Source organism: Paenibacillus tritici (assembly GCF_018207515.1).
Classification (GTDB): domain Bacteria; phylum Bacillota; class Bacilli; order Paenibacillales; family Paenibacillaceae; genus Paenibacillus_AQ; species Paenibacillus_AQ tritici.
Genome location: NZ_CP073365.1, coordinates 2,108,149 through 2,131,972 on the forward strand (window position 1 = coordinate 2,108,149; position 23,824 = coordinate 2,131,972).

Below are 23,824 nucleotides of genomic sequence, written 5' to 3' on the forward strand. Positions count from 1 at the left end.
TGTGGATTTCGGTACGGATTTCAAGCCGGTGACAGTACAGCCGCAGGAAATAGAAGGTCTGAGCTTTCAGATGATAACGGCGGAGCTTGGGGAACATTCCTTCAGCAGCCTCGAGTACCCGATTGTACAGCGGATCATTCATGCTTCGGCTGATTTTGAGCTGGGGCGCAGCCTTGTTTTTCACCCACGGGCGATTGAGGCCGGGATTAACGCCATTCTGCAGGGGAAGCCGATTATAGCGGATGTGCGGATGGTGGAGGCGGGTATTGCCAAGGAACGGATTCAGCGGTACGGCGGCGAGGTTAGAGTGCATATCTCCGATCCTGATGTGATGGAGGAGGCCAATGCGCTGGGAACGACCCGGGCGATTATCGCCACGCGTAAGGCCTGTGCACAAGCACCGGGAGGAATCTATGTCATCGGCAATGCGCCGACTGCCTTGCTTGAGCTGATCCGTCTGGTAAAAGAGGGCAAAGCACAGCCGGGTCTTGTCATCGGTATGCCGGTTGGCTTCGTCTCGGCGGCGGAATCCAAAGAGGAGCTGCGCAAGCTGGACATCCCCTACATCCCCTACATTACCAATATCGGCCGCAAAGGCGGAAGTACCATCGTGGTTGCTGCGGTCAACGCTCTAAGTCTGCTTGCGGTCCGCCGGGCTGCGGGCGAGCTGGTGTAAGGCTGGCGTATAGCAGGAGGAGTATTAGCGTAGTAACAGATGTTGGATTGCTGAACTGGTGGATTACCGGGTAAATCGGGCATTTCTCCAAAGAATCAGGATAAAGCGACTGTACGTATTAGCTTAGCTGTAGCTAGATATAGATTAGTTGACTCACTAATTGTATTTACTGCAATAGAATTCGAAGTTTTATGCGGGAAATCCGATTCTGTTGCAGTTCGTACACTTGATTTCTGGAATTAGGCTTTAAAACACCTCCCTCTCCAAATTCTAATGTACGTAGTGCAGCAGATCCAATTATTCGGCGGATATTGGGTTCAACTAGTGTATAAAGTGCAGTAGAACTAGATTTCCCCATCGGCTTGTAAATCAGACATTGTGAAAACACGCAAATTTAATAGATTGGCCCGATAATGGGGCGTGAACTGGCTCCTGGTAATGATTTTAACAATATTTGGTTAATGGAGAGTGAGAGAAGGTTGCCTGCCAAGGGTGAACGCTCAGAGCGTATGCTTCAGTTATTATCAGATTGTGCAGATTCATTCTTATATCATCAGCAAAGAGGGATTGCCATGACCAAAGAGAGACCACATCATCCCGCCAGGCAGAACAGGACCGAAGGGGGGATGAAGGCTGGTGCCGAGCAGGCGGAGCAAGCCGCCGAGCCCGGATTCGAGCAGGTAGCTACACAGGCGGAGCAAGCCGCCGAGCCCGGATTCGGGCAGGCAGCTAAGCAGACGGAGCGAGCCGCCGAGCCCGGATACGAGCAGGCAGCTAAGCAGATGGAGCAAGCCGCCGTCCTGGAATCCGGGCAGGCACCCCCTGCTCCGCCGCTGCGCAGAGGGTACACGACAGGTGCCTGTGCCGCCGCAGCAGCCAAAGGCGCAGCCCTCCTGCTCATTACAGGGGAGCGCCTCCCTGCTGTTGAGATTGATTTGCCGGCCGGCTTCCGTCATACCTTTGAGCTGACCGGGTGGCAGTGTACAGGAACTCACACGGCAAGCTGTGCAACGGTTAAGGATGCCGGAGATGATCCGGATGCGACACATCTGGCCTGGATTGAGGCAGCGGTGAGCTGGCTGGACCGGCCGGGGGTGGAGATCGACGGAAGCCGTGGAGTGGGCCGGGTGACGAAGCCGGGCCTGCCGGTGGCCGTCGGAGAAGCGGCGATTAATCCGGTGCCGCGGCGGATGATTCAGGAGGCCGTAGCCGCCGTACTGGAGGAGCATGGTGCTGCGCGGGGGCTGCGCGTAGTCATCAGCGTGCCGGAAGGCGAGGCTATCGCCCTTAGGACCCTTAATCCCCGGCTGGGCATCCTCGGCGGTATTTCCATCCTGGGCACCCGTGGCGTGGTTACGCCGTTCTCCACCGAAGCCTATAAGGCAAGTGTGGTGCAGGCCATCTCGGTTGCGGCTGCGGCGGGGAACCGGCAGGTGGTTCTGACTACAGGCGGGAGCAGTGAGAAATACGCTATCGCTATGTTTGTGGAGCTTCCGGAGGAAGCTTTTATCCAGATGGGGGAATATGTGGGCTTCTCGCTGGAGCATGCCAAGGCTTACGGGCTCAGCAAGGTCACCTTCGTCGGGATGGCCGGCAAATTCTCCAAGGTCGCACAGGGGGCCATGCTGATCCACTCCAAAAACGCGCCCGTAGACTTCGGATTTCTGGCGTCCGTTGCAGCTGTTGCGGGAGCGTCCGGTGAGCAGGTGCAGGAGATTGCTGCCGCCAACACAGCCTCACAGGTAGTGGATATGATGACGGAGGCGGGGAATTCCGCTTTTTTCGAGCTGCTGTGCCATCATGCCTGTGAACAGAGTCTGAAACACATGAACGGAGGCATGATTGTGGAAATGGTGCTGATTACAATGAAGGGCCGAGTGCTGGGAAGGGCGGAGATTCATGGATAACCTGATTTACGTGATCGGGATCGGTGAGGATGGCGCCGGCGGTCTGACCCCGGATAGCTTAAGCATAGTGAACAACAGTGAGGTGCTGCTCGGCGGGGAGCGGCAGTTGAATTTTTTCGGCAGGTACAGTGGTGAGAAAATCGTTCTGCAAGGCGGGCTGAAGCCCTTCACAGACAAGCTGGAGGAGGTATGGCGCGAGCGGCGGACGGTGGTGCTGGCCTCGGGGGATCCGTTCTTTTTTGGCATTGCCGGTTATCTTGTCCGCAGGTTCGGGCCGGAGCATGTGGAGGTGATTCCCCACTACAGCAGCGTGCAGCTTGCGTTCGCCCGGCTGGGGGACAGCTGGCAGGATGCCGAGCTGATCAGTCTGCATGGGCGCCCCATTCAGGGACTGGCCCAGCGCATAGACGGCAAGCACAAAATCGCACTGCTGACCGATGAGAACAACACACCTGCGGTCATTGCCGCTTATTTGCGGGAGTTCGGGATGACGGAATATGAGGCTTTTGTCTGCGAGCGGCTCGGAGGGGCTGAGGAAATTTGCCGGTTCTGGACGCTGGAGGAGATGGAGACCAGTGAGTTCGCTGCACTGAATGTCGTGATTTTGCGTATACAGCAGGGCATCTCTGCCCCGGTGCGGCGCGGGTTTGCTTACCCGGACGGGGAATTCCAGCAGCGCAAGCCGGAGAAAGGCCTGATTACGAAGCGTGAGGTCCGTGCGCTGGTGCTGTCGGAGCTGAACCTGAGCGAGAATGCGGTGGTGTGGGATATCGGCTCCGGCTCGGGAGCGGTAGCGGCGGAATGTGCACGGATTGCCCGGCTCGGGAAGGTCTACGCTTTGGAGAAAAGTGCGGAGAATCTGCCGAATATGGCAGCGAACCGCTTGAAATTCCGGGCGGATTTCCAGATCATTCAGGACAAGGCACCGCAGGGATTAGCGGCTCTGCCTGACCCGGATGCTGTCTTCATCGGCGGTAGCGGCGGGGAGCTGGCGAATATTATTGCGCAGAGTGCCGCAAGGCTGCGGCCCGGGGGCCGGATTGTGGTGGGAGCGATCACGGTGGAGACGCTGCATGGCAGCATGGAGGCCCTGAAGTCAGCCGGGCTTGCCTGCGAGGTCACTATGCTCCAGGCGTCGCGCGGCAAGCCGATTCTCGGCATGACCCGTTTTGACGGAATGAATCCCGTCTATGTGGTCTGCGGCCGTAAGGACTGATCCGCAAGCGTGAGCCGCAGGACATGCAGCTTCAGCACCGAATCATTCGTAGTAGCAGAAGATTACTGGAGAGTTGTCCGGACGAGGACGGCGGCAGATCAGATACAAGGAACCTGAAGGAACAGAAACGAGGGAGGAACCCGCAATGAAGAGCGATGTAATGGAGCCGCGCCAGCAGGCTGCGGACGGACAGGAAGTATCCGGGGAGGCTGCTGCCGGAACGCAGTGGGCAGAAGCGGCGATGCAGGCGGCAAGTGAGCTGCTCGGCACCTTGGATGAAGAAGAGCTGAAGCTGGAGGAGAGACTGACGCCCCGGGCTATAGGGACGTTATACGGTGTTGGGGTCGGCCCCGGTGATCCCGAGCTTATCACGCTCAAGGCTTGCCGTCTGCTGCGGGAATGTCCGGTGATTGCTTATCCGGCCACCACCAAGGGCGGTAAATCCTACGCCTACGAAATCATCGGAATGCATGTTAATCCGCAGGATAAAATAATGCTCGGCCTGGTCTTTCCGATGACGAAAGATCCCGAGCTGCTGGCCAGCGGCTGGACCCGCACAGTGGAGCTGTGCTGGGCGGAGCTGAGGCAGGGCCGGGATGTGGCTTTTGTGACAGAGGGTGATCCTAATCTCTATAGTACGTTCATTCATCTGGCCCGGCTGATGCAGGAGCTGCATCCCGGTGTGCCGGTTGTGTCGGTTCCGGGAATTTCTTCGGTGCTGGGCGCGGCGGCTGCGCTGGAGCAGCCCTTGGCGGATGGCAATCAGCGGGTGGGAATTATCCCGGCCACGGCTGATAAGGAGGCGCTTAGAGAAGCGCTGCTGCATCACGATACGGTGGTGTTCCTGAAGGTGGCTAAGGTGCTGGATCTGGTGCTGGATGTGCTGGATGAGCTGGGCTTGTCCGGCCGGGCTTCGGTGGTCACCAAGGTAACCTCCCCCTATGAAACGGTCTGGCGGGATGCGCGGGATCTGCGGGGCAAGGAAGTGGAGTACTTAAGTCTGATGGTGGTGAGCAAATGACGGATATGGTGCTGGAGCCGAAGGTATATATCGTAGGTGCCGGACCGGGCGACCCCGAGCTGATCACGGTAAAAGGAAGCAGAATTCTTCGCTCGGCAGATCTGGTGCTCTACGCCGACTCACTGGTCAGCGAGGAGCTGATCCGTAGTGCCAAGCCCGGTGCTCAGGTGCTCCAAAGCTCGGGTATGGATCTGGAGCAACAGGTGGAGCTGATGACGGCAGCCGTGCAGTCCGGTAAAAGCGTAGCCCGCGTGCACACCGGCGACCCTGCCATGTACGGTGCGATTCTGGAACAGATGTCGCTGCTGAAGCTGAGCGGCGTCCGCTATGAGATCGTGCCGGGCGTAAGCTCGGTATTTGCTTCTGCTGCGGCGCTGGGCGCAGAGCTGACCGTGCCGGAGCTGACGCAGACGGTGATCCTGACCCGTGCGGAAGGACGCACACCGGTGCCGGAGCGCGAGCAGCTGCGCAAGCTGGCGGAGCATCACTGTACGGTGGCGCTTTTTCTTAGCGCTTCATTGGCCGGGCATGTGAGCGGGGAATTTCTGGCCGCCGGCTGGAGCCCCGAGACACCGGTGGCTGTGGTGAAGCGGGCGACTTGGCCGGATCAGCAGATTCTGCGGACAACGGTCGAGAAGCTGGAGGCGGACCTGCGGGATGCCGGCATCACCATGCATGCCATGATCCTGGCCGGCTGGGCGCTGGACCCGGGGCTGACGGACCGTGACACGCACCGCTCCAAGCTGTACGACAAGACATTCACCCACGGCTGCCGGGAAGGAATCGGCTCCGGTGAGTAAGCGGTATGCGGCAGTTGCGATTACACGCAGCGGAATAAGGCTGGCCCTGAAGCTGGGGGCGCGGCTGGACGAGACGGAAGTCTTTGTCTATGCCAAGTATAGTGGCGGGCTGGAGGGGCGGAGCGGTGAGATCACGGTTTTTGACGGACCGGTTCAAGCATTGCTCCTTAAGCTATTCGGGGATTATGAGGGGATTATTCTGTTCTTCTCGCTGGGGGCGGCTGTCCGGCTGACGGCTCCGCTGCTGCGGGATAAAAGAACGGACCCGGCGGTCATCGTCATCGACGAGCGCGGTGAACATGTGATCAGTATGCTCTCCGGCCATCTTGGGGGAGCCAACCGGCTGACCCTGCAGATTGCCGAACTGCTCGGCAGCCATCCGGTGATCACCACAGCCTCGGATGTGCAGGGCACCTTCGCTGTGGACCTGCTGGGCCGGGAGTATGGCTGGCGTGCGGACAGCTTCATTCCCATGAAAGCGGTAAGCGCCGCGCTCGTTAACGGGGAAGCGGTAGCTCTGGTCCAGGAGAGCGGGGAGCGCAGCTGGCTGCCTCCCGGAGCAGAGCTGCCGGGGCATGTCCGCTTATTCGCAAGCAGAGCAGAGCTCCAGGAAAGCGGACTTAGCTTCAGCGCAGCGATCTTTGTAAGCGACAGGCTGGCGGAAGGACCGGGGGAAGTGCCGGGTGAAAATCAGGGTGAAAAGCAGGACATAGCAGTCCCTGCGGAATGCACAGTAGTGTACCGCCCGCGCAGTCTGGTGCTTGGACTCGGCTGCAACCGCGGGACGAGTGCGGAAGAGCTGGAAGCCGTGGTGCGGCATACGTTAAATAAGCTTAGGCTGTCATTCAACAGTGTGCGGAATGTAGCTACAGCTGGGATCAAGGGCGATGAAGCCGGGCTGCTGGCCCTGTGTGCCAAGTACAGCTGGGACCTGGTTTTATACACGCCAGAGCAATTGAATACAGTAGAGCTGGACAGTCCTTCCGAGGTGGTGTTCAGGGCAACGGGTGCTTACGGTGTCTGTGAACCTGCTGCACTGCTGTCTTCAGGTGCGCCTACCCTCCTGCAGCCTAAGCTCAAAAGCGGCAACGTAACCATCGCTGTAGCCCGGGTTGTCTATTCTGAAGAGATGGAGGGGAGCGTCTGATGGACGGGTGCAGCAATGAAGTGAAACATGAGACGGGAAATAAACTGAAGGGTGAAATGAAGCTTAATAGCCGCAGGAGTGAAATGAAGATTAGTAGCTGCAGGAGTGAGAGGTATGAGGCTGAGGTTGGGACTGGGGCTGAGGCGACCTTCCGGCAGCCGCAGGAGCGTCCCCGCTTCGTAATCGCAGGCACAGGCAGCGGCTCCGGCAAAACAACGGTCACGCTGGGTCTGATGCGCGCTTTTGCCCGGCGGGGCCTGAAGGTCCAGGGCTTCAAATGCGGTCCCGATTATATTGATCCCGCGTATCACAGTGCAGTCACGGGCCGTGCTTCCCGTAACCTGGATTCCTGGATGACTTCAAGCGCCTATCTGCAGGAGTATTTCCTGCGCTCCTCGGCGGAGGCGGATATCTCCGTAATTGAAGGTGTGATGGGGCTGTATGACGGCAAAGAGGACACTGCGCTCACCGGATCGACGGCGGAAATCGCCATCCTGACGGACAGTCCGGTCCTGCTTGTGGTGGATGTCCGCAGCATGGGACGCAGTGCTGCGGCTATTGTGCTGGGCTTCCGGCAGCTGGAGCCGCAGGTGCGGATTGCAGCCGTTATAGTGAACCGCTGCGGCAGCGAGGGTCACTACCGGATGGTTAAGGCTGCCATTGAGGCAGCCTGCGATATCCCCGTGATCGGTTGGCTGCCCCGCGACAGCGGCCTGGACATCCCGGAACGGCATCTGGGCCTGCTGCCCGCTGTGGAGCGCGGGGAGCTGGAGCCCTTGTTCGACCATGCCGCCGATGTACTGGCGCAAGGCTCGGATCTGGAGCGGCTGCTGGAGCTAGCCGCTGCCGCACCGGCTATGCAGGTTCCGCTGGAGGCAGCGGCTACGCTCAACTCCACTTTGACCTCTGGTGAAGCCTCACAGAGGTCTCCCCTGGCGGAGGAGGGGAATAAGGAGGGCGACCTTTCTTCTCCGGGTGCGCTGACAGCACTTGAGGAGACAGAAGGCCTTGCGCAGCCTTCCCCGGTTATCGCCGTTGCCCGGGATGCGGCGTTCAATTTCTATTACGCCGACAATCTGGAGCTGCTCGCCCGTGCCGGTGCCCGGCTGGTTCACTTCAGCCCGCTCAGTGGCAAGGGGATTCCGCCGGAAGCTGACGGCATCTATATCGGGGGCGGGTTCCCGGAGGAATTCGCGGCAGAGATTGCCGCGAATTCGCTCTTCCTGAGCGGGCTCAGGTCCGCTGCAGCCGCCGGAATGCCGCTATATGCGGAATGCGGCGGCTATATGGTTCTGGCCCGCAGTTTGACTGACCGCTCCGGCGCGGTACATGAGATGGCCGGAATCATTCCGGCACATACCGGGATGCAGGAGCGCCGGGCGGCACTAGGGTATCGTGAAGTAACAGCACTTCACGATTGCCTCCTGCTCAATCGGGGTGAGCGTCTGCGCGGCCATGAATTCCATTATTCCGTCATGAGCTATCCTGACGGCGAGGCCCGGACCTATGCCTACGAGAGCAAAGGCAGAGGGGGCAGCCAGCCTGAGGGATACATCAGCGGGAACATCATGGCTGCTTATGCGCATATTCATCTGGCTTCGTATTTCCCGGCAGCGGAGCGGCTTGTAGCAGCCTGCCGGACTTACCGGGAGGAGAAGCTGGCCAAGTTGCAGCAGATCTAGAGTTCCAAACCGGAAGCGCAGCAGAAATTGAACTAGTGACAGCTAACTCACTGTATAGATTGAACTTGAAAATATACAGACAGGGAAAAGTGGCGTAGGGGAATTTTGGCACTGTAGGAGCGGTAGCGTCCGCTTTGTCACCGGATTTCTACCGTGATTAGCGGCTTGAATTAAAGAAATCGGGTGACAACAGCGGCCGGAGGGCCAAACATTCTCTGGAGTCACGGCAAACCCAGTTCATAAAACTTACAAGTTCAATCTATATAGCAGCTAACTCAGCAGTAACTGAACTCAACACAAATCCTGCACGAAATACAACATTCCCCACATCATATGGCCCCCTGAACGGGGAGTGTTGTACATAAGGCAGCATTTCACTTCGAAGCAAGCCGATTAGTGGAACAATTCTTGCATTTTCTGCAACAATGCCTGCATTTACCCAAGTAGCTTCCCTATATGTCAACCGCTTGTCATACATCGGTGAGCCACGTATAATAGGAGCGAGAGAACGCTTTATTATCCCGCTGGCCGGCGACCGGCTTGTCTTTTTTCAAGGGGAATAGTTGGTATTATATGCTGAGGAATTGCAAATTCCGGAAGCTGTCACCTAATGATGTGTATGGAGAAGGGAGAACGCTGCAGTGAAATTGTTGGGAGCGATTGAAGCAGGAGGAACAAAGTTTGTATGCGGAATCGGGAATGAGGACGGGACGATTATCGACCGGGTGAGTTTTCCGACGGAGACCCCTCAAGAAACAATGGGCCAGGTGATCAATTATTTTGCGGGCAAAGAAGTGGAAGCCATCGGCATCGGTTCGTTCGGACCGATTGACCCGGTTATTGGCAGCCCTACCTATGGATATATTACTACCACACCGAAACCCCACTGGGGCGGATATAATCTGGTGGGAGCCGTTGAGGAGCATTTCCAGGTACCCATCGGTTTCGATACGGATGTGAACGGGGCAGCTCTGGGCGAGTACACCTGGGGAGCAGCTCAAGGGCTGGATAGCTGTCTGTACATCACTGTGGGCACCGGGATCGGCGCTGGCGCAGTCGTTGGCGGGAAGCTGATCCATGGGCTGTCCCATCCGGAGATGGGCCATATTCTGGTCCGTCGTCATCCCGAGGACCACTACGAAGGCTTCTGTCCTTATCACGGGGACTGCCTGGAAGGCCTGGCAGCCGGTCCGGCTATCGGCAAACGCTGGGGCAAGCCGGCGGGTGAGCTGCCTGCGGACCATCCGGCCTGGGCGATGGAGGCCCACTATCTGGCCCATGCCCTGATGAACTATGTGCTGATCCTCTCGCCGCAGAAGATCGTTATGGGCGGCGGCGTGATGAAGCAGAGTCAGCTTTTCCCGATGATCCACACTAAGCTGCAGGAATTGCTCGGCGGATATGTACAGCATCCGGCACTCAATGAGGCGATTGGCAGTTATATTGTTCCTCCGCAGCTTGGGGACAACGCGGGTCTGTCCGGCGCGCTGGGTCTGGCTAGGCTGGCTTTGGACCGGAAGTAGGCATTCTGTTAAAAAGACATTGACTGTTACGTAATATATGGTATCCTAGGTTTTAACAGTATAGCATTTAAGAGGAAGCACCTCTTTCACGAATTTCGTGGGAGAGGTGCTTTTTTTTGTGCCAAGATAAGAATTTATATGCTCAATGCTATAAAGAGTTCTTATCTTTATGCATACTGTAAGACGACGAAGGTAGGGATTCATATGCAGATTGTATTTATGAACCGTTTGTCCAGAATATCAGGAGTGGACCAGGAGGTTTTTGCCCAGCTATGGATTGGAGAAGAGGAAGGGCTGTGGCGTCTGGGCTGGCGTGACTTCTCCGGCGAACAGGAGACGGGCGACAGCCTGTGGTATGAAGGCGGGTCGTGGAATGAGATGCTGTGTGTATACCGGCATGAGCTTGCAGTGAAGATGGGGGATGGCTACCGCCCGCTAATTGACGGTGTATTTCATGAGGAGGATAATCTCAGCGGCCGCAGCCAGGAGCAGCTTAAGCTGCAGTATTACAGCGAGCATTACGGGAATGAAGCGGTCTTTGAGGAGCTGTGCTCCTGGCGCAGGGGGAAGGCCTCCAGCGAACGGAAGGCACCTTATATTCTGGCCAGCAACCGTCTGCTGCGTATGATCAGTGCATTTCTCCCCCGTACACCGGAGGAGCTGCTGCAGCTTCCGGGGGTGGGTGAAGGCAAAGCTTCGCAGTATGGCGCCGACTGGCTAAGCATTACCTCGGCTGTAGAACGCGAGCATGACTTTCCGTTAAGCTGGGTGAATCATACGATTGATGAAGAGAGCTTTGTGTCCTGGCATTATAAGCAGAAGGAGCTTAAGTACAAGAAGCAATTAGAGCGGCTGAGACTGCGCCGTGTTCTGCTCCAGGGGATTGAAGAAGGGCAGGGAATGGAGCAGCTCACAGCGCTTAGCGGAGTGTCCCGCCGTGAAGTGCTTGAGGTGGTGGAAGAGCTGGAGAAGGACGGCTATTCCGCCGAGAAGCTCATTGCCTTTGAACTCAGTGAAGTGACCTCTGAAGAACAGAACAATATATGGACAGCCTATGAGCTGATCGGCGACAACTTCCTGAAGCCTGTCCTCTACAAAGTGTATGGGGAGGATTTCGCACCTGCTGACGGCCTGGATCTGTATTACGAACGCCTGCGGCTGATCCGACTCCGCATCCGGCGGGAGCAGCCAGCTACCCTGGGAATGGCAACTTAGCTGCTAGTGAGTATCCGAATGCGGCGGAGAGGTCAGGAGGATCTGAATTCCCGGCTTGTGCAGCGGTAGGTACATACAGGCGACACAAGTGGAAACGGCTTTGCTATTCTTGTAAAGGGCGACATACCAAAAAGACGAAGGCTTCCGAAACCCTAAGGTATACGGTGCCTTCGTCCTGCATATTCGTCCGCCGTCCTTCATAGCCAATCCTTCTTGCGGAAGATCACAAGCATTCCGCAGCCGAGGGTTACCATAACGGCAATGACGCCATAGTAGCCGTACTCGGTGTGGATCTCCGGGATATTGTCAAAGTTCATGCCGTAGATTCCGGTAATCACGGTCAGCGGCATGAATATGGTGGTAATTGCCGTAAATACACGCATGATTTCATTGGCGCGGTTCGCAATACTGGATTGATAAGCTTCGCGTAAGTTGCCCATGAGATCGCGGTACGTTTCAAACGTTTCAGAGATCTTGACCGCATTTTCGTAGATGTCACTGAAATACTTCTGCAATTGATCGTCGATCAGGCGAAGATCCTTCTTATTCAGCGTGTTGATAACTTCCTTCTGCGGGCCGAGCATCTTCTTCAGCCAGAGAATCTCACTGCGCAGACCAATGATCTCGCTCAGATGCGTTTTCTTGGTATGCATGAGGATGTCTTCTTCCAGCTTCTCAATCCGCGCTTCAATCCGGTCACCGACCGAGAAGAAGTTGTCGACAACGAGGTCGATCAGCAGATACAGGAAGCGGTCAGGTGTACTGACCTCCTGCTCCCACAGTGCGGGCTTCAGGACACGCAGCTCATGGATCTTCTGCTTCGTAACGGTAATAATGAAATGTCTGCCCAGGAACACGTTGAGCGCACGGAGGAAGATTTCCTCATCATCGAACCGGATACTGTTCACTACGATAAAATAATGGCTCTCATAAATCTCCAGCTTCGGACGCTGATCCTCTTCACTGAGACAGTCTTCCACAGCCAGATCATGCAGCCCGTATATAGGCTGAAGCTCTACAAGGTCCTCCACATCTGCATCAATCCAGTAGAACCCCTCGGCAGGGGCGGTTAAAGTTTCTTCAATATTGTCAATAGGCGTAAAAACCCCTGCATTCACCAGCCGGATTTTCATCTGATTCACTCCTTCACTCCCCGGTCTTCTCCGGGGGTATGCTAATTTCAGCACACGGAAAAAATCAGCTTGGCCGGTGGTACAATCATGGATGAAGGCCAAAAGACGGTCCGAGAGCATGAAGAATAAGGGCTCCCGCCGCCGGCAAGCTGATGTTAATCCTGTGTGGTTGTTCGTTCTGCACGCATATTCGCGAGCCCGGGTCGCCTTCCATTCTTCTCTCACCTCTTCTTTTCGCCGTTTTGGGTTTGAAACACTTGTCTAGTATAACGCCGGGGTATGCCTCTTACAAGAGAAATTCTTTTCAATCTCAAGGCTCCTTAAGCATTGTATGGACTTGACGAAAAGGAGGTTCATGATTTAAAGTGAAATTTAAGAAAAAGCATCTACGGATGCTGTGGTACATCCAATTGAATACAGCTAAATCTTATCAAGAGCAGGTGGAGGGACTAGCCCGATGAAACCCGGCAACCGGCGTGTGAACGCACGGTGCTAAATCTTGCGGAAGCTTTGCAGGGACGTTATGCGTCCGGCGGAAGTTCTCTGGCAGATGAGAGGGCGCATATGACTGAATTATATGACCTTTCTCGCCCGGGAAAGGTCTTTTTTCGCTACCCTGCAACAAGCTCAACCGCCTAAGCGGAACCCAATTTCAGTTAAGGAGTGGATACAGCAATGCCTATCAAAATTCCCGACAGCCTGCCGGCCAAGGAAGTATTATCCGGTGAGAATATATTCGTAATGGATGAAAGCCAGGCCTTTCATCAGGATATCCGTCCCCTCAGGATCGCCATCCTGAATCTGATGCCAACGAAAGAAACTACAGAGACACAGCTGCTGCGCCTTATCGGGAATTCCCCGCTTCAGGTGGATGTGGTTCTGCTGCATCCCAGCTCCCATACCTCGAAAAATACATCGGCTGAGCATCTGAAGAGCTTTTATAAGACCTTCGATGAGATCAGCGACCGCCGTTTTGACGGCCTGATCATAACCGGCGCTCCCGTAGAACAGCTGGAATTCGAGGATGTGAACTACTGGGAAGAGCTGAAAGTGATTATGGAGTGGAGCAAACAGAATGTGACCTCGACGATGCACATCTGTTGGGCTGCGCAGGCAGGGCTGTATCATCACTTTGGCGTACGTAAGGTGAGCCTGCCGGACAAATGCTTTGGAGTGTTTCCGCATACGCTGAACCATAATAATGTCAAGCTGCTGCGCGGCTTCGATGAAGTGTTCCATGTTCCGCATTCCCGTCATACCGACGTCTCCCGTGAAGATATAGAGCAGAATCCTGAGCTGCAGATTCTGGCCGAGTCCGAGGAGGCCGGGGTCTACCTGGTAGCCACTCATGACGGGAAGCAGATTTTTGTCACCGGACATTCGGAATACGATCCGTTCTCGCTGAAATGGGAGTATGACCGGGATATCGCCAAGGGGATGGAAGTGCAGCTGCCGAAGCACTATTATCCAAAGGATGATCCAACCCGTACACCGCCGGCTGTCTGGCGCGCCCATGCCAACTTATTATTCGCTAATTGGCTCAATTACTATGTATACCAAGAGACTCCTTACGATATCGGGGCATTTATCTAAAAGTTAAAAGTTATATTTATATATAGAAGCAATGGTTATCGCACACAAACTTTTAGGAGGCAGTGGAGATGGATGAGAAACTGAGAATTGAGAGCAGACTGGCACAGATTGGTTCAATGGAGGACCCCGCCACCGGGGCGATTAATTATCCGATTTATCATGCGACGGCCTTCCGTCACCCTAGACTTGGACAGAGCACAGGCTTTGACTACATCCGCACCAAAAATCCTACCCGCACTGTGCTCGAAGATGCAGCAGCAGCACTGGAATCCGGGGATGCCGGCTTCGCCTGCGCCTCCGGAATGGCTGCACTGACTACGGTGTTCACCTTGTTTGGACAAGGGGATCATCTCATTGTATCACTGGACCTGTACGGCGGAACCTACCGGCTGCTCGAACGGATTCTCGCCAAATACGGCATCAGCGCCTCGTATGTGGACACCAATGATCTCGATGGCCTGGAGGCGGCCCGCCAGCCGGGCACCAAGGGCGTATTCATTGAGACACCAACCAATCCGCTGATGATGATTACGGATATTGAAGCGGTATGTACCTGGGCCCGTCATCACGGGCTGCTCTCGATTGTCGATAACACGCTGCTGACTCCGTTCTTCCAGCGTCCGCTTGAGCTGGGGGCAGATATTGTTGTTCACAGTGCGACCAAATATCTGGGCGGGCATAACGATGTACTAGCCGGGCTTATTGTTACCAAGGGCGCGGAACTGTCGGCAGAGATGGCTGTGCTGCATAACTCCCTGGGAGCCGTTCTTGCCCCGAATGACAGCTATCAGCTGATGAAGGGGATGAAGACACTGGCCCTGCGCATGGAGCGGCATGAGAGCAATGCGCTGGCCATCGCCCGCTATCTGCTGGAGCATCCGGCGATTGCCGAAGTCTTCCATCCGGGACTGCCGGACCATCCGGGGTACGCGATTCAGAACCGCCAATCCTCCGGCAACACGGGCATCTTCTCCTTCAAGGTGAAGGATGCAAGATACGTGGAGCCGTTGCTCCGCCATATCCGCCTGATTGCCTTCGCCGAGAGTCTCGGCGGGGTGGAATCGCTGATGACCTACCCGGCGGTGCAGACCCATGCCGATATTCCTGCGGAAATCCGCGATGCGGTCGGCGTAGATGACCGGCTGCTGCGTTTCTCGGTCGGCATCGAGCATGTGGAGGATCTGATCGCTGATCTTACGCAGGCATTGGAAGCCGCCCGGAGCGAATTGGAGTAGAACAGCATTCGCCCTCCGTCCGGCTAAGCCGGATCAGCATAGGATTAGAGCAGCAGCGCCCAAGGTGCTGCTGTTTGACTTTGTATCAGGACCGTAATCTCATTTCTGGCCCTAAAAGATTTTTCAAGCTCAGCGGATTGTGATACGATGGGGGAACGGGTTAATAAAATGATAAAAATTTATATAACTTCATAGATTAAGAGGAGGCCGTCAACGATGAGTGCAATTGATCTTATTCTGGATAAGACACTTAAGGGTGAACGTCTTCAATTGGAAGACACGATCACGTTGTTCGAGAGCAATGAAATTGAGAAGATGGGGGCGGCGGCAGATATTATTATGAAGCGCTGGCACCCGGACCCGCTGGCTACCTTCGTCATCGGCCGCAATATTAACTATACGAACGTATGTGATGTGTACTGCCGCTTCTGCGCCTTCTACCGCAGACCGGGTTCTGAGGAAGGCTATGTGCTTCCCGATGAAACGATCTATCAGAAGATTGCAGAGACAATCAGTGTGAACGGGACAGAGATTCTGATGCAGGGCGGCACGAATCCGAATCTGCCGTTCAGCTACTATACGGATATTCTGCGCGGCATCAAGCAGCGGTTCCCGGAGATTACGATGCACTCCTTCTCACCGGCGGAGATTATGAAGATGGTGGAGGTCTCCGGTCTGCCGCTGGAGCAGGTGATGCGTGAGATCCATGCCGCAGGTCTGGATTCCCTGCCCGGCGGAGGCGCCGAGATTCTTGACGACCGTACACGCCGCAAGATCAGCCGGCTTAAGGGCTCCTGGCGCGAGTGGATGGATGTCATGCAGACCGCACACCGGATCGGCATGAACACGACAGCCACGATGGTTATCGGGCTGGGCGAGAGCATGGAAGAGCGGGCGCTGCATCTGCTGCGTGTCCGTGAAGCGCAGGATGAATGTATTGCGAACAAATACGACTCCGAAGGGTTCCTGGCGTTCATCTCCTGGACCTTCCAGCCGGATAATACGAACCTGAAGCTTGACCGGCAGACACCGGAGGAATATCTGAAGACTGTAGCCATCAGCCGTCTGGTGCTGGATAATATCAAGAACTTCCAGTCTTCCTGGGTAACGATGGGTCCTGAGGTGGGCAAGCTCTCCCTGCAATACGGTTGCAATGACTTCGGCAGCACGATGATTGAGGAGAACGTAGTTTCTTCGGCGGGCGCAACCCACAAGGTCAACATCGAGTCAATCACCCAGCTCATCCGCGAAGCAGGCAAGATCCCGGCGCAGCGCAACACGCGCTACGACATCCTGCGGGTGTTCGATGATGCGAATGCGAAGATCGACAATGATTTTGTAATGCAGAACTAGAGGCTAGCTATAGGGTGCTTTTGGCATAATAGGATAACAATAACGCTTATTTAATATTAATCCGTAAGGCGAGGATTAGTTATGGATAAGCGTTATTTGTCTTTTATAAGTACAATGATAATTCGGATAGCTTATGGATGTTTAGATATTCGGTGCTTTCTTGCGAATCCGGTCTTGAAAGGACTAATACTATTCTCCCAGTTCAAAACTAAGTGTCATATTATCAAAATAATCATAAATACCGGCATTTTTAAGAACCCTTTTGATGGATGGGTCTGTATCTGAAATAATTCCAAGCTTATACTTTTGTTTCAAATCTCCAAGTGTCTTTGTTGTATGATCCAGAAAAACATAATTAGAATCGTTATACACTCTATCATATGCAATGATTTCAGCTTGTTCGTATGTAATGTGAATTTCAGGTAACCATTCAGCAAGGGTTCTATAGTAATTGATATACCTTTCAAGCTCTTCCTCTTCAGTTTTGTAAATTTCATTTTTGACGTATTCATTTGCTTTTGAAATTGCAGTGTTAAATGTATCTTGGGGTATAGACCATAGGATTTGTGGGTTTATATATTCCAAAGCTTTCACTGTTATTCTCCAATCCCCTGTTGCAGGGCGGAAAATCGTCCAGCCAAGATCGAAAAATATACCACGTACTGGTTTATTTATAGTCATCTCAATCCTCCTGAATTTAATCTGTTTTTTTCCTAATTCACCCATACCCTAAACACAATGTGTCCATCCCGCACCTCCTCATCGGCATAGATAGTATTGAAGGAAGCGCCCCCCAGAGTCTTCAACCGTGTCAGGTTATAGACTAGCGCAAACGCCAGCTTAGGATCACTGGTCCGATAGCCGTCATACTCGCCTTCCCCAAGCCGGTTGTAGGCATCGCTCATTACCCACTCTTCCGCTTCCCGCAAAGTATCAAACGTAAGCATTTCCTCAAACCAGCGTATATTTTGCAGGGAGAGAGCTCGCTTCTCAGCTTTAAGCCATAAAAACTCCTCATGGGTGTTCTTTTCCTCGTCCAAGGTTAACCCTCCTTTTACCAATTGTAACGCTATCGCTTCTACAGTTCCAAATTTCCCCTTCGCTTCCAAGTTTACATCCCGTTAATGATCGTGTCACAATTTACAAAACTCGCAATCCCCGTTAACCCAATCTGATAGATTCATTTGTATTTAATATGTTACGCTTTGACGGTCAATTTAAAGAGATTAACTGGGAGGGTATAAGATTCTATGGGACAAAAGCGTTGGAACAAGCCTGTCGCTTCACTATTGGCTACCACTGTGATTACGGCTCAGGTACTGGGCGGAGTCGTTGCCGGTTCAGTACTTGGAGCGGAGAAGGCAGAAGCGGCCGGGAGTGCAGAGGTTGCATCAGGGGCCATCAACCTGCGTCTGATGAGCACTACGGATGTGCATACCAATGTGATGGGCTGGGACTACTTTAAGAACAGCGGATCTGTAACCGTGGGACTCGACCGGACGGCAACGCTGGTGAAGCAGGCCCGGGCTGAAGCCAAAGGGATTAATAACCTTTTACTGGATAACGGTGATTTGATTCAGGGGACACCTCTCGGAACGCTTGCTTCCAAGCAGGTCGATGCCGAAGGAAGAACTACGCAGATCAATCCGATGATTGCGGCGCTGAATACAATGAAATACGATGCTGCAACCCTCGGCAACCATGAATTTAACTATGGCCTTCCTTATCTTGAGAGCATTACTTCGGCTACTTCCGCCACCTATGAATATACCAATATTCCTTTTATTAATGCGAATGTGTATGTCGATGATCAAGACAGCAATGAAGCCAATGATGTCAACTACTTCACCCCATATATTATATTGGACAAAAAAGTGCTCGACAGCAGCAACGTGGAGCATACCGTAAAGGTCGGGCTCCTGGGCCTGGTTACTCCGCAGATCATGGAATGGGACAAGTTGAACCTTGAGGGCAAGGTTGTCACCAAGGATATCGCTGCCACCGCCGCTAAATTTATTCCGGAGATGAAGGAAGCCGGTGCAGATATCATCGTTGCGATGGCGCACACGGGGTATGATTCCAAAGCAGCTTTGGGCGACGGATCCGAGAATGACATCAACGCACTTAGCAAGGTGGAGGGGATTGATGCCATTACCTTCTCTCATACCCATAAGGTGTTCCCTGCTGCGAGCGTAGATCTGCTGGATGCTTCGTTCAAGGATGCTTCCGGTAAGGCTCCTCTGCCAGGCATTGACAATGACAAAGGCCAGATCAACGGGGTTCCCGCGGTCCAAGCCGGATTCGGCGGCGGATACTTGGGGATGATCGACCTGTCGGTGGTGCCGGACCCGAATAGAAGCGGGCACTGGATGGCCGATAAGCCGAATTCCCTCTCCTCCACCCGTTCGATCTACCGGATAGAGAATAAGGTTAACCTCTCCAATGTAGAGCCGGATGCTGAACTCGGCAAAGTAATCGAAGGCGCTCATCAGGCTACCATTAACTATGTCAACCAGCCGCTCGGACAGACAGATGTGCCGATGAACAGCTTCTTCGGACTGGTACAGGATGATCCGACAGTTCAGATCGTTACCTATGCGCAGAAGAACTATGCCGAGAAGCTGATCCAATCCGATCCGGCACTGGCTGCGTACCAGGGAATGCCTATTTTGAGTGTAGGCGCACCGTTCAAGGCAGGACGCAATGGCCCGGACGAGTACACTGAGATTGAAGCAGGACCGCTGACCATCCGCAGTGCGAGCGACCTGTATCTATATGACAACACGCTGAAGGTGATTAAGGTCAAGGGTGCTGCGGTCAAAGAATGGCTTGAGATGAGCGCAGGTGCGTATAACCGCATTGATCCGGCCATTTCGGAGCCGCAAGCCTTGCTTAACTCCAAATTCTCTGTGTTTAACTTCGATGTTATTGATGGAATTAAGTACAAGATTGATGTCACCAAGAACGCCAAGTACAACGTGGACGGCACGGTGAATGACCCAGCTTCCAGCCGGGTTACCTCAATCACCTACGATGACAAGCCGCTTAATCTGGAACAGGAATTCCTTGTCGTTACCAATAATTACCGGGCAAGCGGCGGCGGGAATTTCCCGGGCATCAAAGCAGGGGCTTCCGGCGTGACCATGGTTCTGGATACGATTGAAGAGAACCGTCAGGTGCTGATGGATTACATCAAGGAAGCTGGAACGGTCAACCATCCGGCAGACAATAACTGGTCCATTGCTCCAATCGAAGGAGATGTGAAGGTTACCTTCACTTCCTCGCCTAAGGCGAAGAATGTCCTTCCGAAGCATGATAATATTACCGATACCGGAATACAGGACATCAAGGGCTTTGAAGTCTACAACCTGGATCTTAGCGGGGACATCAAAGTCCACCTGCTCGGAATCAATGACCTTCACGGTCAATTGGATACTACCTCTTATGTCACTGTGGGTACAGAGAGTAAGCCGGTAGGAACTGCTGCAATTCTTGCTACCTATCTGAAAAAAGCGCGTGCGCAATACGACCACACCCTGCTGTTCAACAACGGGGACTCCGTCGGAGCTTCTGCCCCAGTATCCTCGATGGAGCGCGATAAGCCGACGCTGGAGTGGATGAACATGATGAAGTTCGATGTAGGTACACTGGGTAATCATGAATTTGATCAGGGCGTTGCCGCGATGAAGGCTCAGATCTTCGGCGGGGTGGACCCGGTTAATCCGCTCATTACTCATGCACCGCTGAATTTCGATTATATCAATGCCAATGCGGTGGATGCCAAGAGCGGCGAGCCGCTGATCAAGCCCTACACGGTCAAAGAGATTGGCGGCGTCAAAATCGGATTTATCGGAGTCGTTACCAAAGCAACCCCAAGCAAGGTATCGCCAGCCGGTACAGCCGGTGTGAAATTCCTGAGTGCCGGGGAGGAAGTGGCGGCTATTGAGAAATATGCTGCTGAACTGAAGGGGAAGGGCGTTAATACAATTATCGTCCTGGCCCATGACCCGGCAACAACCAAAACAGACGCCGCAACCAAGAAAAATGTCTCTACCGGTGAAGCGGTAGATCTGGCGAATGCTCTTCCGGCTAATTCCCCGGTAGATGTGATCGTGGCGGGCGACAATCACGCCTATGCTAATGATATGGTGAACGGCAAGCTGGTGGTTCAGGCGTATTCTTACGGTACTGCCTACGAAGACATCCGCCTGGCTATTGATCCTGACACAGGAAAAGTAAAGAGCAAATCGGCTGCTGTAATCACTACGTTCCAAGAGAACGTTACACCGGATGCCGAGACTGCGGCACTGGTCCAGCATTACCTGGACAAGCACCCCGAGCTGAGTAAGCCCGTAGGGACAACAGACGGCACAGTGACCCGTACAGATGTATATCTGAAGGAAGCTCCGCTGGGCAATCTGATTGCGGACGCCATGCGTCAGGCTGATTTCAAAGACGGCGCTGCAGGTCCTGCTGATTTTGCCTTTATGAATCCGGGCGGTATCCGTGCCGATCTTCCGAAAGGCAATGTAGCCTTCGGGGATCTGGCCAAAATCCAGCCGTTCGGCAATACGCTGGTGAAGCTGACGCTGACCGGCCAGCAGATCAAGACACTGCTGCAGCAGCAATGGGCAGTGAAGGCAGACGGAACAGCAGACACGAAGACCCTGCAAATATCAGGTCTGAAATATACAGCCAACATGTATCTGCCGGTTGCTGAACGCGTGGCTAACCTGACCAAAAGCGATGGAACACCCATTGAAATGACCAAGAGCTATACAGCCGTAGTCAATAACTTCATGGCTGCAGGCGGTGACAATTACAAGGTCTTGACACAGGCAAGCGCCTCGCTGGCCGGTCCGATTGACCTGGATGTATTCTATGATTACATCGTCGATACTTTCAAAGGCGGCGCCATTACGGCTGCTATTGAAGGCCGGATTATCAATGTGGACAAAGACCCTGGAACGGTTATTCCGAACCCGAGTGCCAGCCCTAGTCCCAGCTCTAATCCTAATCCGAACCCAGGGTCTAACCCTGGACCGGTTACAACAGCGGCACCTAAACCAACGGCATCGCCTTCGGCCACGCCAAGTCCGGCCGCATCAGCAACTCCGGCACCGGCTGCAACGGCAGCACCTACCCCAAGTCCGGCAGCACCAGCTGTAGCATTCAAGGACTTAGGCAAAGTCGCTTGGGCTGTGGATGCCATCAATGCGCTGGCGGCCAAAGGGATTATCAAAGGCATGGACGGCACAACCTTCGCTCCGGCAAAGAGTGTGACCCGTGCGGAATTTGTAACCATGCTAGTTCGTTCGCTTAACTTAAGCAACAATGCAGCACCTGCGAAATTCAGCGACGTGAAACAGGGAGCCTGGTACTCCGATACGATCGCTGCGGCGGTGAATGCAGGTCTCGTGCAAGGCTCCGGCAACGGCCGGTTTGAGCCGGGCCGTGAGATTACCCGTGAGGAGATGGCGATTATGATCGCCAATGCCCTCAAGGATCAGCTTCAGCAGGTTGACACTGCCACGCTGAACAAGTTTACCGATAAGGCCAAGATTGCGCCTTACGCCCAGCAGGCGGTGGCTGCGCTGACCAAGGCCGGGATTATCAACGGCATGGATGCCCAGAGATTCGCACCGAAGAGTATTGCGAACCGCGCCCAGGCTGCCGTAATGATCTTCCGTATGCTGGAGAACCAAGCTTCATAATAGAAGCTGCTGAGTTTATATATTTGCCAAGGCCCGTGCGTATGCTGCACGGACTTTTTTCTTTACATCTATATCCAAAAGTGATATCATTATTATATCAAATACATATCGTATGGAGGCGTCATTATGAAGGAGAAACTACTGCGTCCGGTCAGCGGCTTCTGGGTTATCGCTCTGATTGCTATTTGCATCGGAGGCGGGATTTACGTTGCGGTTCAGGAATATGTGGCATTGTCTGTGCTGCTGTTTGTTGCGGCGGGAGTTCTATGTACCAGCATTACCGTGGTTCAGCCGAATAAGTCGGTGGTAGTGACCTTTTTCGGTCAATATGTGGGTACCATTGCAGCCAGCGGCCTGTTCGCAGTCATTCCATTCAGCATCCGCAAGACCGTATCGCTGCGGGTCCGCAACTTCAACAGCGTGAAGCTGAAGGTCAATGATGTGGAAGGGAATCCGATTGAGATTGCTGCAGTCATTGTGTTCAAGGTCATTAATTCGGCCAAAGCGCTGTTCGATGTGGATAAATATATGGCATTCGTGGAGATTCAGAGTGAGACAGCACTGCGTCATGTAGCCAGCAAGTACCCGTACGATAACTTCAATGAGTCTGGCATGTCCCTGCGGGCCAATGCGGATGAAATTGCCAAAGAACTGGCGGTAGAACTTCAGGAGCGCTTGTCCTTATCCGGCGTAGAGGTTATTGAGGCCCGGCTGACCCATCTGGCTTATTCCACAGAGATTGCCAGCACGATGCTGCAGCGCCAGCAGGCTTCCGCCATTCTGTCGGCCCGGCAGATCATTGTAGAAGGTGCGGTCAGCATGGTGGATCTGGCGATCCGTCAACTCAAAGAGAGCGGTGTGGTTGAACTGGACGAAGAACGCAAGGCGGCGATGATCAACAATCTGATGGTGGCGATTGTGTCGGAGCGCGGTGCAAGTCCGGTAATCAACGCCGGCTCGTTATACTAAAGGTGGTAATCTTATGGCGGCCAAAAAAAGCTTTCCGCTGCGGATCGATCCCGACCTGCACGAAGCACTGGAACGCTGGGCGGGAGAAGAATTTCGCAGCGTAAATGGACATATTGAATATTTGCTGCGTGAGTCTTTGAAGCGTGCAGGCCGCTTGCCGGTTAAAAAACGCCGGGAAGAGGAATAATCCCCCGGGCAGTGCGTTTTCTTCGCTGGAACGGTACCCTCCTTATATAAGGAGGGTACATCCGTTTCCACTTGACGGAAGATATGCGGAGATTTATAATTACCGTAATTGACGTTATCTGCTTTGACAAAGATATGAATCATTGCTTTGGACCGTTTCAGAGAGAGGAAACCTCAGGCTGTAATTTCCTCCGGTACCGGCTATTGGTTTACCCCTTTGTAGCTGCGGTTATGAACTCCTGATGGATTCCGGCCTTCGGAACCTTCTTCATGGATAGTAAGAACCGCCGGTTCATGGCCGTTACCCCATGCTGACGAAGGATTATACTCTGCATTGCCGCTGAACGGTCACACGATCAGCAGCTTCTGCGAGGATGAATCGAATTTGGGTGGAATCACGGGTGCAATCACTCGTCCCTTTGCGGGACGGGTGTTTTTTGTGTGTATGCTAACT

The 23,824-nt window shown here is 54.0% G+C and carries 19 protein-coding genes and 1 riboswitch; of the genes, 15 read left to right on the forward strand and 4 right to left on the reverse strand.

From position 1 onward, the window contains the following. Nucleotide 1 precedes the first annotated feature (1 nt). From KDC22_RS08900 to KDC22_RS08940, 9 genes are all read left to right on the forward strand, one after another. Nucleotides 2-676 (forward strand): precorrin-8X methylmutase, encoded by a 675-nt coding sequence (locus KDC22_RS08900; protein ID WP_211722772.1) that lies wholly within the window; start codon nt 2-4, stop codon nt 674-676. A 782-nt stretch (nt 677-1,458) separates the two neighbouring features. Further along, nucleotides 1,459-2,583: a cobalt-precorrin-5B (C(1))-methyltransferase gene (locus KDC22_RS08905; protein WP_211723956.1), complete on the forward strand. Its 1,125-nt coding sequence runs from the start codon at nt 1,459-1,461 to the stop codon at nt 2,581-2,583. After that, nucleotides 2,576-3,799: a precorrin-6y C5,15-methyltransferase (decarboxylating) subunit CbiE gene (gene cbiE / locus KDC22_RS08910; protein WP_211722773.1), complete on the forward strand. Its 1,224-nt coding sequence runs from the start codon at nt 2,576-2,578 to the stop codon at nt 3,797-3,799. The genes KDC22_RS08905 and cbiE overlap by 8 nt, the downstream gene beginning before the upstream one ends. Before the next feature lie 145 nt (nt 3,800-3,944). Next, nucleotides 3,945-4,820, forward strand: coding sequence for a precorrin-2 C(20)-methyltransferase (cobI, locus tag KDC22_RS08915; protein ID WP_425517008.1), 876 nt, complete (start codon nt 3,945-3,947; stop codon nt 4,818-4,820). Nucleotides 4,821-4,825: 5 nt separating this feature from the next. Further along, entirely contained in the window at nt 4,826-5,620 is a 795-nt protein-coding gene (cobM, locus tag KDC22_RS08920; protein ID WP_211723957.1) for a precorrin-4 C(11)-methyltransferase, read from the forward strand. Continuing rightward, nucleotides 5,613-6,767 (forward strand): cobalt-precorrin 5A hydrolase, encoded by a 1,155-nt coding sequence (locus KDC22_RS08925; protein WP_211722774.1) that lies wholly within the window; start codon nt 5,613-5,615, stop codon nt 6,765-6,767. Before cobM ends, KDC22_RS08925 begins: the two co-directional genes overlap by 8 nt. Continuing rightward, nucleotides 6,767-8,449, forward strand: a complete 1,683-nt coding sequence (locus KDC22_RS08930) for a cobyrinic acid a,c-diamide synthase CobB (protein WP_246553413.1) — start codon at nt 6,767-6,769, stop codon at nt 8,447-8,449. The genes KDC22_RS08925 and KDC22_RS08930 overlap by 1 nt, the downstream gene beginning before the upstream one ends. 641 nt (nt 8,450-9,090) lie before the next feature. Beyond that, entirely contained in the window at nt 9,091-9,972 is an 882-nt protein-coding gene (locus KDC22_RS08935; protein ID WP_281424970.1) for an ROK family protein, read from the forward strand. A gap of 204 nt (nt 9,973-10,176) precedes the next feature. After that, complete coding sequence (locus KDC22_RS08940; RefSeq protein WP_211722775.1) at nt 10,177-11,187, forward strand: HRDC domain-containing protein; 1,011 nt, start codon at nt 10,177-10,179, stop codon at nt 11,185-11,187. Between the two features lie 197 nt (nt 11,188-11,384). Here KDC22_RS08940 and corA read toward each other — a convergent pair whose 3' ends face one another. Then, on the reverse strand, nt 11,385-12,320 hold the full coding sequence (gene corA / locus KDC22_RS08945) for a magnesium/cobalt transporter CorA (protein WP_173138211.1): 936 nt from the start codon (nt 12,318-12,320) through the stop codon (nt 11,385-11,387). A gap of 424 nt (nt 12,321-12,744) precedes the next feature. Continuing rightward, nucleotides 12,745-12,877, forward strand: a riboswitch (SAM riboswitch). A 118-nt stretch (nt 12,878-12,995) separates the two neighbouring features. On the opposite strand from corA, the gene metA reads away from it, so the two are divergent. The 3 genes from metA to mqnC all read left to right on the forward strand — a co-directional run bounded on the left by metA (nt 12,996) and on the right by mqnC (nt 16,501). After that, a complete protein-coding gene (metA, locus tag KDC22_RS08950; protein ID WP_211722776.1) occupies nt 12,996-13,913 on the forward strand; it encodes a homoserine O-acetyltransferase MetA in 918 nt (305 codons plus the stop codon). 68 nt (nt 13,914-13,981) lie between these two features. Beyond that, nucleotides 13,982-15,148: a PLP-dependent transferase gene (locus tag KDC22_RS08955; protein ID WP_173138003.1), complete on the forward strand. Its 1,167-nt coding sequence runs from the start codon at nt 13,982-13,984 to the stop codon at nt 15,146-15,148. Between the two features lie 216 nt (nt 15,149-15,364). Then, nucleotides 15,365-16,501, forward strand: a complete 1,137-nt coding sequence (gene mqnC / locus KDC22_RS08960) for a cyclic dehypoxanthinyl futalosine synthase (protein ID WP_173138001.1) — start codon at nt 15,365-15,367, stop codon at nt 16,499-16,501. A gap of 189 nt (nt 16,502-16,690) precedes the next feature. On the opposite strand, the gene KDC22_RS08965 is transcribed toward mqnC, so the two are convergent. Then, the gene (locus KDC22_RS08965; RefSeq protein ID WP_211722777.1) at nt 16,691-17,227 is read right to left on the reverse strand and encodes an HAD family hydrolase; all 537 of its coding nucleotides are present in this window, start codon (nt 17,225-17,227) and stop codon (nt 16,691-16,693) included. Then, nucleotides 17,215-17,541: a hypothetical protein gene (locus KDC22_RS08970; protein WP_211722778.1), complete on the reverse strand. Its 327-nt coding sequence runs from the start codon at nt 17,539-17,541 to the stop codon at nt 17,215-17,217. The genes KDC22_RS08965 and KDC22_RS08970 overlap by 13 nt, the downstream gene beginning before the upstream one ends. 210 nt (nt 17,542-17,751) lie before the next feature. Between KDC22_RS08970 and KDC22_RS08975 the strand changes: the two genes are divergently transcribed. The 3 genes from KDC22_RS08975 to KDC22_RS08985 all read left to right on the forward strand — a co-directional run bounded on the left by KDC22_RS08975 (nt 17,752) and on the right by KDC22_RS08985 (nt 23,371). Continuing rightward, the gene (locus KDC22_RS08975) at nt 17,752-22,215 is read left to right on the forward strand and encodes a bifunctional 2',3'-cyclic-nucleotide 2'-phosphodiesterase/3'-nucleotidase (RefSeq protein WP_211722779.1); all 4,464 of its coding nucleotides are present in this window, start codon (nt 17,752-17,754) and stop codon (nt 22,213-22,215) included. Nucleotides 22,216-22,341: 126 nt separating this feature from the next. After that, entirely contained in the window at nt 22,342-23,184 is an 843-nt protein-coding gene (locus KDC22_RS08980; RefSeq protein ID WP_173137993.1) for an SPFH domain-containing protein, read from the forward strand. A 13-nt stretch (nt 23,185-23,197) separates the two neighbouring features. Continuing rightward, nucleotides 23,198-23,371, forward strand: a complete 174-nt coding sequence (locus KDC22_RS08985) for a type II toxin-antitoxin system antitoxin (RefSeq protein WP_211722780.1) — start codon at nt 23,198-23,200, stop codon at nt 23,369-23,371. A gap of 208 nt (nt 23,372-23,579) precedes the next feature. Here the strand turns inward: KDC22_RS08985 and KDC22_RS33760 are convergent, their stop codons facing one another. After that, the gene (locus tag KDC22_RS33760; protein ID WP_281424971.1) at nt 23,580-23,705 is read right to left on the reverse strand and encodes a hypothetical protein; all 126 of its coding nucleotides are present in this window, start codon (nt 23,703-23,705) and stop codon (nt 23,580-23,582) included. Between the last annotated feature and the right edge of the window lie 119 nt (nt 23,706-23,824).

Bases quoted from the DNA above. Each gene is read 5' to 3' on its own strand.
- KDC22_RS08905 (WP_211723956.1), top strand. From the start codon at position 1,459: ATGGAGCAAGCCGCCGTCCTGGAATCCGGGCAGGCACCCCCTGCTCCG.
- cbiE (WP_211722773.1), top strand. From the start codon at position 2,576: ATGGATAACCTGATTTACGTGATCGGGATCGGTGAGGATGGCGCCGGC.
- cobI (WP_425517008.1), top strand. From the start codon at position 3,945: ATGAAGAGCGATGTAATGGAGCCGCGCCAGCAGGCTGCGGACGGACAG.
- cobM (WP_211723957.1), top strand. From the start codon at position 4,826: ATGGTGCTGGAGCCGAAGGTATATATCGTAGGTGCCGGACCGGGCGAC.
- KDC22_RS08930 (WP_246553413.1), top strand. From the start codon at position 6,767: ATGGACGGGTGCAGCAATGAAGTGAAACATGAGACGGGAAATAAACTG.
- KDC22_RS08940 (WP_211722775.1), top strand. From the start codon at position 10,177: ATGCAGATTGTATTTATGAACCGTTTGTCCAGAATATCAGGAGTGGAC.
- corA (WP_173138211.1), bottom strand. From the start codon at position 12,320: ATGAAAATCCGGCTGGTGAATGCAGGGGTTTTTACGCCTATTGACAAT.
- metA (WP_211722776.1), top strand. From the start codon at position 12,996: ATGCCTATCAAAATTCCCGACAGCCTGCCGGCCAAGGAAGTATTATCC.
- KDC22_RS08955 (WP_173138003.1), top strand. From the start codon at position 13,982: ATGGATGAGAAACTGAGAATTGAGAGCAGACTGGCACAGATTGGTTCA.
- mqnC (WP_173138001.1), top strand. From the start codon at position 15,365: ATGAGTGCAATTGATCTTATTCTGGATAAGACACTTAAGGGTGAACGT.
- KDC22_RS08965 (WP_211722777.1), bottom strand. From the start codon at position 17,227: ATGGGTGAATTAGGAAAAAAACAGATTAAATTCAGGAGGATTGAGATG.
- KDC22_RS08975 (WP_211722779.1), top strand. From the start codon at position 17,752: ATGGGACAAAAGCGTTGGAACAAGCCTGTCGCTTCACTATTGGCTACC.
- KDC22_RS08980 (WP_173137993.1), top strand. From the start codon at position 22,342: ATGAAGGAGAAACTACTGCGTCCGGTCAGCGGCTTCTGGGTTATCGCT.
- KDC22_RS08985 (WP_211722780.1), top strand. From the start codon at position 23,198: ATGGCGGCCAAAAAAAGCTTTCCGCTGCGGATCGATCCCGACCTGCAC.
- KDC22_RS33760 (WP_281424971.1), bottom strand. From the start codon at position 23,705: ATGCAGAGTATAATCCTTCGTCAGCATGGGGTAACGGCCATGAACCGG.